We start from the raw sequence: 12,356 nt of genomic DNA, 5'->3' as shown, positions 1-12,356 counted from the left end.
GTAAAGGGGCATTGCGGGGGCTTTGTCATATTGCCGGACACGGGTGGTGTCGGCGTGGCGACCGTTCCCGAGCGCATCTTTTCCCTAACGGAATGGAGCACTCTCACATGAACTCATCTCGTCCTTTAGCGCGTAAGGCGGCGGCGTTCGGCGCCTCCGCCGCCGTGCTGGGCGCCATGGTCGCGGGGCTGGCAGCCGCTCCCGCGCAGGCGTCCACCCAGGCCACCGCGGGCAAGGCCGGCGCCGCGGCGACCACCACCAAGGCCAGGCCCAAGGTCTCGGTGTCCACGCCCAAGGCGTCGAGCCGCGACAACGACGGTTCCTGCCCGGTGAAGGTCGACATCTCGGCCAAGATCAACGTCAAGCTCGACGGCAAGACCGAACTCGCCTACCGCTGGCTCCACGGAGACGGCTCCAAGGGCAAGGTCAAGGTCCTGAAGCTCAAGGGCCACGGCACCAAGTCGGTCAAGATCGGCCAGACGCTCTCCTTCAACGAGGAGGTCAAGGGCTGGGAGGCCGTGCAGGTCCTCGGTCCGCGCAAGGTGACCTCCAAGAAGGGCTACTTCTCGGTCACCTGCCAGGACGCCGTCGTCGTCGACGGTGACCAGCTCGACAAGAAGAAGATCTCGGTCAGCGCCTGGGCCGACCCGAGCTCGTACGTCGGGCCCTGTACCCCCGGCGACAAGGTCAACTTCCTTGGCCGGATCAAGGTCAACGACCCGACGTGGGTCAAGTACCGCTGGGTGCTGAACGGTCGCGTCGTCGACTATGGCCGGACGAAGGTCTACCACTCGAAGACCGTCTCCTTCGGCTACTCGCCGCGTGACAGCCAGCGGGGCTACGCCGTCCTGCAGGTCGTCGGGCGCGGCGGCTCCTCCTCCGACCGGGCCTACTACAAGGTCTGGTGCAAGGACGAGGCTCCCTCGGTGCGGGTCTCGGCCACCAACCTGGTGACCGCGACCAACAACGACGGCTGCAAGGTCGGCGCGCACGCCACCATCAACTCGACCGGCCGCGCGCGGGTCGAGTACACGTGGTACGTCAACCGCGAGTCCGTTGACAGCGGTGTGGTCGGGTTCGGTCGCGAGGGCTCGCGTACGGTCGAGCTGTCGGACCGCGTTCTCTCCGACTCCGCGGCGAAGGGTGGCCGGGTGACCCTGGCCGTCTCCGGGCCGCGGAACAACGACTCGATCAGCCAGTCCTACGCCGCCTGCGAGGCGCCGAAGCCGAAGATCTCGGTCTCGAGCCTCTCGGTCTCCGGCCAGCGCAACGAGTTCTGCGCCGACAAGCGCGGCCCTGGCGTCGACTTCAAGGCGACGATCTCCAGCACCGTCCCGACCACCGTCAAGTACTACTGGGTGATCGACGGCAAGCGTGAGAACCCGGACCTTGAGCGTCAGGTCAACGGCAGTGTGGATGTGACCTGGGGCATCGCGGGCGCGCAGAGCGCCAGCGAGACCAAGGGTTCCGTCCAGCTCGTGGTCACCAGCCCCGACTCCGCTTCTGCTTCCACCGGCTTCTCGGTGAGCTGCCCGTAGTCGGCCGGCGCCTGATCATCAGTTGAGTTGAACCGGGTGGTGCCCTCGTGGCGCCACCCGGTTTTTCTGTCTGCGTGGTGGCCTGTCCTGGCCGGTCATCCGGAGCACGAGGAACTGCTCGAAGACCTGGACGACCACTTGGCGCAGATCGCGGCCGAGTCCGACGCCCCACTGGGGGAGCGGCCCAAGTGATCGGGCACCATCGGTGCCATGAGCTTCGTACCTCCAGGCACCGGTTGGCCCGGCGACCCGGCGACCGCTGACACCCCGGTCGCCCAGGACCCCGCGGACGTGCGCCGCCTCGCCGCCGCCGGCAGTACCCTGGCGGAGCTCACGGCCGCGCAGTCCGTCTGCCGGGCCTGCCCGCGCCTGGTGGAATGGCGCGAGGAAGTGGCCGAGGTGAAGCGGCGCGCGTTCGCGGAGGAGACCTACTGGGGGCGGCCGGTCGCCGGATGGGGCGACGACCGGCCGCGCGTCCTGCTCGTCGGCCTGGCCCCGGCCGCGCACGGGGGCAACAGGACCGGGCGGATCTTCACGGGTGATCGCAGCGGAGACTGGCTGTTCGCCTCGCTGTACCGCGCCGGACTGGCCGTACAGGAGACGAGCACGCACGCCGCTGACGGGCAGCGGCTGATCGACGCCCGGATGGTGGCCTCAGTGCGGTGCGCGCCACCCGCGAACAAGCCCACGCCCGAGGAACGGGCCACCTGCTTCCCGTGGCTGTCGCGGGAGCTCACGCTGACCGCGCCGAGCGTGCGGGTGGTCGTCGCGCTGGGCGGGTTCGCCTGGCAGGCCATGTGGCCCGCCCTGAAGGAGGCGGGATACACGCTGCCGCGCGGCAGGCCGCCGTTCGGGCACGGCGTCGAGGTCCAGGTCACGTACGGGCAGGCGGCGGTGACCCTCATGGGCTGCTACCACCCCAGCCAGCAGAACACCTTCACCGGCAGGGTCACCGCACAGATGCTCGACGACGTCTTCGTCAGAGCCAGGGCGCTGGGGGTGTGACACGTCGCACCACCTGGGGATTGGCTTTTTGGGGCGCCCTTGACGTAGCCTTGTGAATAGTTTCACAAGCGCTCCCATGGGATGGGGAACCGAGGATGAACAAGCACATTCTGATCGTCGGCGGCGGTTACGTCGGCCTCTACACGGCATTGCGGCTACAGCGCACGCTCCGCTCGGAGCTACGCGACGGCGAAGTGCGCATCACCATCATCGACCCCCACTCGTACATGACCTACCAGCCGTTCCTGCCCGAGGCGGCGGCGGGCAACCTCTCCCCACGCCACGTGGTCGCCCCGCTGCGCCGGGTCCTGCCCAAGGTGCGCGTGCTCAACGGCAGCGTCACCGCCGTCGACCACGACGAGCGGCGCGTCACCTTCCAGCCGGCCGAGGGCGAGCCGCGCGAGATCGCCTACGACGTGATCGTGATGGCCGCCGGCTCGATCTCCCGGACGCTGCCGATCCCCGGCCTGACCGACATCGGCATCGGCTTCAAGACCGTGGGCGAGGCCATCGCGCTGCGCAACCGGGTCCTGCACCTGCTCGATGTGGCCGAGTCGACCGAGGACCTGGAGGCGCGCCGCCGGGCGCTCACGTTCGTCGTCGTCGGTGCGGGCTTCGCGGGCGTCGAGGCGCTGGCCGAGCTCGAGGACATGGCCAAGGACTCCACCCGCTACTACCGCAACATCAAGCCATCCGACATCCGCTGGGTGCTGGTGGAGGCCACGAATCGGGTGCTGCCCGAGGTCGGTCCCGAAATGGGCAAGTGGACGCTGGAGCAGCTGCGCGAGCGCGGCATCGACGTGAAGCTCGACACGCGCCTGGAGTCCTGCGAGGGCGGCCACGTGGTGCTCTCCGACGGCTCGAAGTTCGAGGCCGACACCTTGGTGTGGACCGCGGGCGTCAAGCCCAGCCCGGTGGTCAACGACGGCGGCCTGCCCCTCGACGAGCGCGGCCGGATCAAGACCACGACGAGACTGACGGTCGCCGGCGTGACGGACGCCTTCGCCGCCGGTGACGCGGCGGGCGTCCCTGACGTGACCAACCCCGGCCAGTATTGCGCGCCCAACGCCCAGCACGCCGTACGCCAGGCCAAGGTGCTCGCCGACAACCTGGTCCGCCATCTGCGGGGGCAGGAACTGGTCGACTACCGCCACAAGTATGTCGGATCGGTCGCCGGTCTCGGCCTGCACCAGGGGGTCGCGAACGTCTATGGCGTCAAGCTTCGCGGATTCCCTGCGTGGTTCATGCACCGCACTTACCATCTGTCGCGGGTGCCGACGCTGAACCGTAAGGTCCGTGTCGTCGTCGACTGGACTCTGGCCCTGTTCTTCAAGCGGGAGACCATCTCTTTGGGCGAGATGGAGCACCCGCGTGACGGGTTCAGAGCCGCTGTGGCGACGACCCGCCGCTAGCCCGTGTACAGCAGCGCCCCGGTGCGGCCGCATCGGGGCGTTTCGGCATTCTCGATCTCTATCGAGAGGGGATCCACGAGTGGGGCTCTCAGCGGTGACGGTGCTCGGCGTGGACCGGCCCGGCGTGATCGCCGCGGTCACCGGCTCGCTCGCCGACTGCGGGGCGAACATCCAGGACTCGACCATGACGCTGCTCGGCGGCCATGTCGCGATGATGCTGCTGGTCTCGGGCGGCCTGAGCGCCGACGAGCTCACCAAGCACCTGTGCGCGCCGGACCTGGTGGTGACCGCCTCGGCGGTCGAGGCCCGCCGCTACTTCGGCGGCCGGCCGACCGGGCTCGGTTACGTCCTGACCGTCCACGGCCCGGATCGGCCGGGCATCATCTCGGCCATCAGCGCCGAGCTCGCCTCGGTGGGCGGCAACATCACCGGCATGAGCACCCGGCTCTCGGGCCGGCTGTACGTCCTCATCGCCGACGTCGAGCTGCCCGAGGAGGTCGACGTGGCCGGGCTGATGCGCGGGCTGGCCACGGTCGGCTCGGGCCTCGAGTCCCAGATCACCTTCCGGCCCGTTGAACCGGACCTGTTGTGACCCAGCCGGACGGGATCGCCCGCGGAGTGCTCGACGCTCCGCACCCGCTCCTGTCCGCCCGGGCCCGGCAGGTGGATCCCACCGACCCCCGCGTGGTGGCCGCGGCGGCCGATCTCCTCGCCACTCTGCGCGGCGAGCCGGGGACCGCGGGCCTGGCCGCCCCCCAGATCGGGCTGAGCTGGCGGCTGATCGCCTTCGACGCCGCCGGGCACCCAAGGGGTCGGTCGTGGGCCGGCGAGCTCGTGGTGGTCAATCCACGCCTCGCTGAGGCGTCTCACTGGAGCGTCGGGCGGGAGGGCTGCGCCTCGATCGCGGGTCTGACCGCTGATGTACGGCGAGCGACGCGTATCACAGTGCTCGGCAGCTTGCCTGGGACGGGAGATCCCGTCACCATCGAGGCGGATGCATTCGAAGCTAGGTGCATTCAGCATCAACTGGACCATCTCGACGGCGTTCTGTTCCTGGACAGAGTGCCAGGAGCCCTATCACTTCACCGCAGACTTCACAGTTGTGACGCCTGATACGAAGTTGTGCTCCTCGGAAGCATGGTCCGTTTCGTATGATTGCGGCGCCCCCGTAGCCCAAAGGCAGAGGCAAACCCCTTAAAAGGGTTGTAGTGCGGGTTCGAATCCCGCCGGGGGCACCCGCATCTACCAGAGGAAATGCCTCACTAAACAACCCTCAGTAACCGCGGGAACTCAGGAACGGATCCGTTCGTTGTCCTCCTGCTGAAGTCTCGAAACCACATAGATCTGAGTGCGTGTTGACCTAGGTGACGCCGCGTCCAATAAGCTCGGCGCACAGGAGGCAGCGATGGAGAGCAAGAACCCCGTTTTCAACCGGTCCAGGCAGGCCGGCGGGTGGCAGGGCACCACGCCCACCCCCGGACAACTGCAGAACATGTACGACTCCCCGTCGTACGCGCCCCCGGCCCCGTCCGCCTACCGGACGATGACGATCGACGACGTCGTGGTGCGCGGTTTCATGACCCTGGGCACGCTCGTCGTGGCCGCGGCCGCCGCCTGGTACCTCAATGTCCCCCTGGGTGTGGCCGTCGGCGCGGCCATCGTGGCGCTCGTCCTGGGGCTGATCGCCTCGTTCAAGATGAGCACCAACCCGGCGTTGATCCTCGGCTACGCCGCGTTCGAAGGGGTCTTCCTCGGCGCGATCAGCAGCGCCTACGAGTCCCTCTACAACGGGATCGTCCTCCAGGCGGTGCTCGGCACCGCGTTCGCTTTCGGCGGAGTCCTGACCGTCTACGCGTTGCGTGTCGTCAGGGTGACACCGAAGTTCGTTCGGTTCGTCTGCGCCGCCGGCTTCGCGGCCATCGGCCTGGTGCTCGTCAACCTGATCGCCGGGATCTTCATCCCGGGCGGCCTCGGGCTGCGCACCGACTCCCCGATCGGGTGGATCTTCAGCGTCGCGATGATCCTGCTCGGCTGCTTCTTCCTGCTGCTCGACTTCAACTCGATCGAGGAAGGCGTCCGGCAGGGCGCCCCGGAGAAGTTCGCCTGGCAGTGCGCCTTCGGGCTGACGCTGAGCCTGGTGTGGATCTACCTCGAGGTGCTCCGGTTCATCAGCATTTTCACGCGTAGCGACTGATCGTTCGCCTCCTGGACCCCGTCTGGACCCCGTCGGTCCGGCGGGGTCCTTCTCTTTGCGCGACCGAAAATCTACCCGCCGTTACAAAAACCTCGGTGGTTGGGGCTTGTCATTCGGGGGGACGTGTTGCAGTGTCGAGCAAAGGACCTTAATCCGTGGAGGTGCCCATGTCCTTGAACCACTCACCGGAGACGCAGACGAAGCTGATCGCAAGAGTCCCAACGATAACGGGACGCGAACTCCCCGAGTGGTTTCAAGCCATCGACAACGGCCCGGCCTTCCTGAGGTGTGACGAGCGGGCCAACTGGCTCGCCGACGAGCACGGGCTGTCCCATGGCTACGCCGCCGCCATCGTGCACGAACACGAGCGGTACCGCCATAACCGTATGGGCTTCCTGTAGAGCCCACCCCACCCCGACCCGACCCGCGCCCGTGCCCTAGGTACGGGCGCGGAATCATGGGTGGATGGACCTAGACGAGGCACGAGACTTCCTGCGACACAACCACCGCGCGGTGCTCCTCACCAGGCACGGCGACGGCCGCCCGCAGATGTCCCCGGTGACGGTGGGCGTGGACGACGAGGGCTACCTCGTCGTCAGCACCAGGGAGACGGCCGCCAAGACACGCAACATCCGGCGCGACAACAAGGTGACGATCTGCGCCTTCACGGACGCCTTCTACGGGAACTGGATCCAGGTGGAGGGCGAGGCGGAGGTCATCTCCCTCCCCGACGCCATGGACCACCTGATCGCCTACTACCGGGCGATCTCGGGTGAGCATCCTGACTGGCCGGACTACGAGGCGGCGATGGTTCGCGACAAGAGGGTCCTGGTCCGCGTGACTCCGACCAAGGCCGGTCCGGACCACCACGGCTGAGGAGAGTTTCTGGGGGGCGCCAACCCCGTACGGCGGTTGGCGCCCACCGGCCCGGCCGTAGAACGCCGGGCCGTAGAAACTTCGGGCCGTGGAACGCTTGTCGGGAGACTAGGAAAGGCGTTCGAGGACCATCGCCATGCCCTGCCCGCCGCCCACGCACATGGTCTCCAAGCCGATCGACTTGTCGTGGTGGCGGAGGCTGTTGATCAGCGTGGAGGTGATGCGCGCGCCCGTCATGCCGAACGGGTGCCCGACGGCGATCGCGCCGCCGTTGACGTTGAGGCGGTCGAGGTCGATGCCCAGATCCCGGTAGGACGGGATGACCTGCGCCGCGAACGCCTCGTTGATCTCCACCAGGTCGACGTCGTCGATCGCCATCCCCGCGCGGGACAGCGCCTGCTTCGACGCCTCGACCGGGCCGAGACCCATGATCTCGGGGGACAGGCCGGTGACGCCCGTGGAGACGATGCGCGCAAGCGGCGTGATGCCCAGCTCGGCCGCGCGCGTGTCGCTCATCACGATGACGGCCGCGGCGCCGTCGTTCAGCGGGCAGCAGTTGCCGGCCGTGACCGTGCCGTCGGGGCGGAAGACCGGCTTCAGCCCGGCCACCCCCTCGTACGTGGTCCCGGCCCGCGGGCCGTCGTCCTTGCTGACCACGGTGCCGTCAGGGAGCGTCGCCGGGGTGATGTCCTTCTGCCAGAAGCCGTCGGCCAGCGCCTTCTCGGCCAGGTTCTGGGAGCGGACGCCGAACTCGTCCTGGTCGCGCCGGGTGACGCCCTTGATCTGGGCGAGGTTCTCGGCGGTCTGGCCCATCGCGATGTAGACGTCGGGGATCGTGCCGTCCTCGCGCGGGTCGTGCCAGCTGTGCCCGCCCTCGGCGGAGGCCTTGCTGCGCGCGATGGCGTCGTCGAAGACCTGGTTCTGCGTCTCGGGCAGCGAGTCGGAGTTGCCCTTCACGAACCGCGACACCATCTCCACGCCCGCGGACACGAACACGTCGCCCTCGCCCGCCTTGATCGCGTGGAAGGCCATCCGGGTGGTCTGCAGCGACGACGAGCAGTAGCGGGTGACCGTGGTGCCCGGCACGTTGTCGAGGCCGAGCAGCACCGACACCACGCGGGCCATGTTGAAGCCCTGCTCACCGCCGGGGAGACCGCAGCCGAGCATGAGGTCGTCGATCGTCGTCGGGTCGAGCTGCGGCACCTTGGCGAGCGCGGCCTGGATCATCTGCACGGTGAGGTCGTCAGGACGTATGTCCTTCATCGAACCCTTGAAGGCCCGCCCTATGGGCGAGCGAGCGGTAGCGACGATCACAGCTTCAGCCATCTTCATCCTCCTGTGTCGGCCTTCAGAACTATATTCCAGTCCTGGCGGCGGAGCACGGAGGGTCCCGGCCGTCGTACGCGGGTGGCGCCCGCCCAGGGGTCGGGCGCCGTGACCTGCGTGTCCTTGGCGACTTCGAGGCCGTAGGGGGATGGACGGTCAGCCGTACATGCCGGGCGCCGTGGCCGTGCCGTCGTTGACGGCGTGGACGGCGCCCTTCTCGTCACGCCAGAGGCGCCAGCCGTCCTGGCTGCCGGTGAACCAGGGGGGCGGGGCCGTCGTGGACGCGAGCCGCTTGCCGATCGCGAGGTCGTACTCGCAGACGGCGGCTATCGAGTAGAAGCCGGGGGCCTGACCGCGGAGCGGGAGCGGCTTGGGGTCCGTGACGCAGAAGGACCAGCCGCGCTGGTCCTCGACCGGGACCGGCCCGCCCGTCGTCAGGTCGAAGGCGGCGCCCTTGGCGTCGTGCTTGAGGAAGCCGAGCTTCTCCATGCGGTCGGGGAAGGCCAGCCACCAGCCGGAGCCGGGCACCTCGGAGGCAGGGATCTGGCCGACGACCCGGCCGCTCTCCGAGTCGAGCCGGGCGAAGCCGCCATAGGTGCCCTGCCGGTCGACCGGGCGTACGACGGGGGCGTAGCCGGGGCTGCCGCTGGGGTAGACGCGGACGACCGAAGGACGCATCCAGTTGATCGTGCCGTCGCTGATCTTGATGGAGAAGAGGCCGAAGGTGGAGGCCTTCTTCGTCCGCGGATTGGTGTAGGGGGCGACGTAGCCGATCAGGTTGTCGCCGGTCGAGCCGAAGGCCCACCCGCCCGACATGTCGATGCCGGGGCCGAGCGCCTGCTCGATCGGCTGCTGCCACTGCAGCTTGCCGGTCTTGAGCTCGTACGACTCGATCATGGGGTTGGCGGCCAGACGGAGCAGCAGCACCCGTTCGGGATCCGACCACTCGACCTCGGCGATGCCGGGCAGCTTCCACAACTGCTTGCCGCTGGCCGGGTCGAGCACCACCACGCGGGCGGTGGAGAGCGCGGTGTGCTCCGACAGGCAGATGTAGGTCCCGCAGCGCTGGGGGCCGAACGTCGAATGCACCGGCCGCGTCCACTTCTGCGTGCCGGTGCGCGCGTCGCGGGCGACGATGCCGGCGTTCCAGCGGCCCTTCTTGACCGGGTCGACCGCCACGACGACGGCCTGGCCGGGAGCCGTCTCGACGATGGCGGGCGCGGAGACCCCCATGCCGGGCAGCCGGCCCGCCATGGTGGCCGGCTGGGCCCAGAGCTTGTTGCCGTGGACGAGGTCGACGGCGACGGTCTCCAGCGTGCCGTCGGGCTTCATGGAGGTGGTCGTGACGACCCCGCCCGCGGCCGACATCCGGCTGACCGCGTCGATCTCGTCGTTGTGCCAGGTCGGGAAGTGGGCCGTGGCCGCGCCGCTGTCGGAACAGCCGGCCAGGGCCAGGATCCCGGCGAGAGTGAGGGCGGCGTTCGCGAGGGGCCGAAGCACGAGCAATCCACTCCAAAGGGACGAGGAGTGACGGCTTCGGTGCGGAGGGTGGCCGGGATCAGGCGTCGTTGGGCGTCTCTCCCAGCCGGCGGCGGAACAACGTCGCCCACTTGCCGTGGAGACCCGTCGCCCGCCCGGCGACCGTGGTCGCGGAGACCTCGGTGCCGGGCTCCTCCGCGGCCGTAGCCGCCGCGAGGTAAATCGGTTGCAGTCCTTCGCCGCGCGCGGGTCGAGGCTCTGGCCACAATCCCAACGCAGCGCATACAGAAGGTAGCACTGCGTAAGCTGCCTGTGCGTAACCTCGGGCAGATGGGTGGAAACGATCGGGTCCGAACATCTCGCCCGGATTTGTCGCGAAATCCGGCCCCAGGACGTCGGCGAACGAGACCGTGCGCCCGCCCGCGTCGACCACCGCGACCGTCTGGGCCGCGGCCAGCTGGCGGCTCCAGCGCCGCGTCACCCAGCGCAGCGGCTGCGCGATGGGCCGTACGGTGCCGAGGTCGGGACAGGTGCCCACGACCACCTCGGCGCCCACCTCGCGGAACCGGCGCACGGCCTTGCTCAGGTGGCGTACGGCCACCGCGGGCGGGGTCTGGGTGGTGACGTCGTTCGCGCCGACGAAGATCACCGCAAGTTGGGGCTCCGCCTTCAGCGCCCGGTCGACCTGGTCGGCGAGTTCGGCCGACGGGGCTCCCGACTTGCCGACCACGCGGAGGCGTACCGGGCGTTCGGCGACGGAGGCCAGGCCGTGCGCGAGCAACACGCCCGGGGTCCCGGCCGGATCGGTCATCCCCAGGCCGACGGATAGGGAATCGCCCAGCAAGACCATGGTGAGCGGGGTGCCGGGGTAGTCGCCGTAGACACCGTCGGAGGGCGGCCCCTCCATGCCGTGGGGGCGGCCGATCATCTTCCTGGCCAACAGGCTCTCGGCCATCAGCAGGCCGTACGCGGTGGCGCCGAGAGCCGTCAGCCCGCCGCCGCCGAGTGCCGCCGCCGTCGCGATCTTGCGCGCCGCCCGCGCCGTGCCCGCTGCCCAGACCACGTGCGTTGCTCCCCTCTACCGAACACGGCGGTAGCGTTTGCCTTGAAAACTAGCCGAGTGCCCGCCACCCCCACGGGAGCTCGGCCCTCGGCAAGCTGACCAAGCTTCGGCAAAGAAGGTGAACACCTCGGTGCGCGTTTACGATTCCCTGGTCGAGCTCATGGGCAACACCCCGCTCGTCAGGATGCACAAGGTCTCCGCCGGCCTACCCGCCCAGGTGCTCGCCAAAGTCGAGTACTTCAACCCGGGCGGCTCGGTCAAGGACCGCATCGCGGTCCGCATGATCGACGCGGCGGAGGCGTCGGGGGAGCTGCGCCCCGGTGGCGTGATCGTCGAGCCGACGTCCGGCAACACGGGCGTGGGCCTGGCCATCGTGGCCCAGCAACGGGGCTACAAGTGCCTGTTCGTGGTGCCCGACAAGGTGGCCCAGGACAAGATCGCGGTGCTGCGCGCCTATGGCGCCGACGTCGTGGTCTGCCCGACCGCCGTGTCGCCCGACCACCCCGATTCCTATTACTCGGTGTCCGACCGGCTGGCCCGCGAGGTGCCCAACGCCTGGAAGCCCGACCAATACTCCAACGTCAACAATCCCGACTCCCACTACTACTCGACCGGTCCCGAGGTGTGGGAGCAGACCGAGGGCAGGATCACCCACTTCGTGGCGGGCATCGGCACCGGGGGCACGATCAGCGGCACCGGCCGCTACCTCAAGGAGATCTCCGACGGCCGTGTGAAGATCATCGGAGCTGACCCCGAGGGTTCCGTCTACTCGGGCGGTTCGGGCCGCCCGTACCTGGTGGAGGGTGTCGGCGAGGACATCTGGCCGGCCACCTACGACACGAAGATCTGCGACGAGATCATCGCGGTGTCCGACAAGGACTCCTTCAACATGACCCGGCGGCTCGCCCGCGAAGAGGCCCTGCTGGTCGGCGGCTCGTGCGGGATGGCCGTGGTCGCGGCGCTGGAGGTGGCGGCCAAGGCGGGGCCCGAGGACGTGGTGGTCGTCCTCCTGCCCGACGGCGGGCGCGGCTACCTGTCCAAGATCTTCAACGACGACTGGATGGCCGACTACGGCTTCCTGACCACCTCGTCCGAGGAGGGCCTGGTCCGTGACGTACTGGCCCGCAAGGGGGCGGGGCTGCCGGAGTTCGTGCACGTGCACCCGCACGAGTCGGTCGGCACGGCCATCGCCATCATGCGCGAATACTCGGTGTCGCAGCTCCCGGTGATGAAGGAGGAGCCGCCGGTCATGGCGGCCGAGGTGGTCGGCTCCATCGTCGAGCGCGACCTGCTCGAAGCCCTCTACCGCGGCCGGCTCTCCTCCGAGGACACGATCGCCGAGCACATGTCGTCGCCGCTGCCGATGATCGGCAGCGGGGGGGGGGGGGGGCGCGCGGGGGGGGGGCGGGGGTAGGGGGGCCCCGCCCGGGGAAACGAAGTGGGGCAGCCCGGCGGGCGAAAGA

The 12,356-nt window shown here is 69.0% G+C and carries 12 protein-coding genes, 1 tRNA gene and 1 pseudogene; 11 read left to right on the top strand and 3 right to left on the bottom strand.

Annotation, left to right across the window (positions count from 1 at the left end; all coding sequences use genetic code 11):
- Positions 1-107 precede the first annotated feature (107 nt).
- From AB0H88_RS39470 to AB0H88_RS39425, 10 genes are all read left to right on the top strand, one after another.
- Positions 108-1,538: a hypothetical protein gene (locus AB0H88_RS39470; RefSeq protein WP_357653687.1), complete on the top strand. Its 1,431-nt coding sequence runs from the start codon at positions 108-110 to the stop codon at positions 1,536-1,538.
- A 27-nt stretch (positions 1,539-1,565) separates the two neighbouring features.
- Positions 1,566-1,730, top strand: coding sequence for a hypothetical protein (locus AB0H88_RS39465; RefSeq protein WP_357653686.1), 165 nt, complete (start codon positions 1,566-1,568; stop codon positions 1,728-1,730).
- Positions 1,731-1,748: 18 nt separating this feature from the next.
- The gene (locus tag AB0H88_RS39460) at positions 1,749-2,543 is read left to right on the top strand and encodes a uracil-DNA glycosylase (protein ID WP_357653685.1); all 795 of its coding nucleotides are present in this window, start codon (positions 1,749-1,751) and stop codon (positions 2,541-2,543) included.
- A 95-nt stretch (positions 2,544-2,638) separates the two neighbouring features.
- Positions 2,639-3,955, top strand: a complete 1,317-nt coding sequence (locus tag AB0H88_RS39455; protein ID WP_357653684.1) for an NAD(P)/FAD-dependent oxidoreductase — start codon at positions 2,639-2,641, stop codon at positions 3,953-3,955.
- A 79-nt stretch (positions 3,956-4,034) separates the two neighbouring features.
- Positions 4,035-4,547 (top strand): ACT domain-containing protein, encoded by a 513-nt coding sequence (locus tag AB0H88_RS39450; protein ID WP_357653683.1) that lies wholly within the window; start codon positions 4,035-4,037, stop codon positions 4,545-4,547.
- Positions 4,544-5,068, top strand: coding sequence for a peptide deformylase (locus tag AB0H88_RS39445; protein WP_357653682.1), 525 nt, complete (start codon positions 4,544-4,546; stop codon positions 5,066-5,068). Before AB0H88_RS39450 ends, AB0H88_RS39445 begins: the two co-directional genes overlap by 4 nt.
- A 49-nt stretch (positions 5,069-5,117) precedes the next feature.
- Positions 5,118-5,190, top strand: a tRNA-Leu gene (locus AB0H88_RS39440).
- A 170-nt stretch (positions 5,191-5,360) separates the two neighbouring features.
- Complete coding sequence (locus tag AB0H88_RS39435; RefSeq protein ID WP_357653681.1) at positions 5,361-6,149, top strand: Bax inhibitor-1/YccA family protein; 789 nt, start codon at positions 5,361-5,363, stop codon at positions 6,147-6,149.
- Positions 6,150-6,316: 167 nt separating this feature from the next.
- Positions 6,317-6,550: a DUF4287 domain-containing protein gene (locus AB0H88_RS39430; protein ID WP_225296558.1), complete on the top strand. Its 234-nt coding sequence runs from the start codon at positions 6,317-6,319 to the stop codon at positions 6,548-6,550.
- 64 nt (positions 6,551-6,614) lie between these two features.
- Complete coding sequence (locus tag AB0H88_RS39425; protein ID WP_357653680.1) at positions 6,615-7,025, top strand: PPOX class F420-dependent oxidoreductase; 411 nt, start codon at positions 6,615-6,617, stop codon at positions 7,023-7,025.
- 108 nt (positions 7,026-7,133) lie between these two features.
- Here AB0H88_RS39425 and AB0H88_RS39420 read toward each other — a convergent pair whose 3' ends face one another.
- The 3 genes from AB0H88_RS39420 to AB0H88_RS39410 form a co-directional block, all read right to left on the bottom strand.
- The gene (locus AB0H88_RS39420) at positions 7,134-8,351 is read right to left on the bottom strand and encodes an acetyl-CoA C-acetyltransferase (protein WP_357653679.1); all 1,218 of its coding nucleotides are present in this window, start codon (positions 8,349-8,351) and stop codon (positions 7,134-7,136) included.
- Positions 8,352-8,507: 156 nt separating this feature from the next.
- On the bottom strand, positions 8,508-9,851 hold the full coding sequence (locus AB0H88_RS39415; protein WP_357653678.1) for a PQQ-binding-like beta-propeller repeat protein: 1,344 nt from the start codon (positions 9,849-9,851) through the stop codon (positions 8,508-8,510).
- 58 nt (positions 9,852-9,909) lie between these two features.
- Entirely contained in the window at positions 9,910-10,893 is a 984-nt protein-coding gene (locus AB0H88_RS39410; protein WP_357653677.1) for an SGNH/GDSL hydrolase family protein, read from the bottom strand.
- A 130-nt stretch (positions 10,894-11,023) separates the two neighbouring features.
- Here AB0H88_RS39410 and AB0H88_RS39405 point away from each other — a divergent pair.
- Positions 11,024-12,271 (top strand): annotated as a pseudogene (locus tag AB0H88_RS39405) (cystathionine beta-synthase); the annotation flags it as partial.
- Between the last annotated feature and the right edge of the window lie 85 nt (positions 12,272-12,356).

The sequence above is a fragment of the Nonomuraea sp. NPDC050680 genome, assembly GCF_040654555.1.
Classification (GTDB): domain Bacteria; phylum Actinomycetota; class Actinomycetes; order Streptosporangiales; family Streptosporangiaceae; genus Nonomuraea.
The sequence above is the reverse complement of the archived record's forward strand: the minus strand, read 5'-3'. Positions and strand labels throughout refer to the sequence as shown.

Coding starts and splice junctions, on each gene's coding strand:
- AB0H88_RS39460 (WP_357653685.1), top strand. CDS start 1,749: ATGAGCTTCGTACCTCCAGGCACCGGTTGGCCCGGCGACCCGGCGACC.
- AB0H88_RS39430 (WP_225296558.1), top strand. CDS start 6,317: ATGTCCTTGAACCACTCACCGGAGACGCAGACGAAGCTGATCGCAAGA.
- AB0H88_RS39435 (WP_357653681.1), top strand. CDS start 5,361: ATGGAGAGCAAGAACCCCGTTTTCAACCGGTCCAGGCAGGCCGGCGGG.
- AB0H88_RS39455 (WP_357653684.1), top strand. CDS start 2,639: ATGAACAAGCACATTCTGATCGTCGGCGGCGGTTACGTCGGCCTCTAC.
- AB0H88_RS39470 (WP_357653687.1), top strand. CDS start 108: ATGAACTCATCTCGTCCTTTAGCGCGTAAGGCGGCGGCGTTCGGCGCC.
- AB0H88_RS39420 (WP_357653679.1), bottom strand. CDS start 8,351: ATGGCTGAAGCTGTGATCGTCGCTACCGCTCGCTCGCCCATAGGGCGG.
- AB0H88_RS39425 (WP_357653680.1), top strand. CDS start 6,615: ATGGACCTAGACGAGGCACGAGACTTCCTGCGACACAACCACCGCGCG.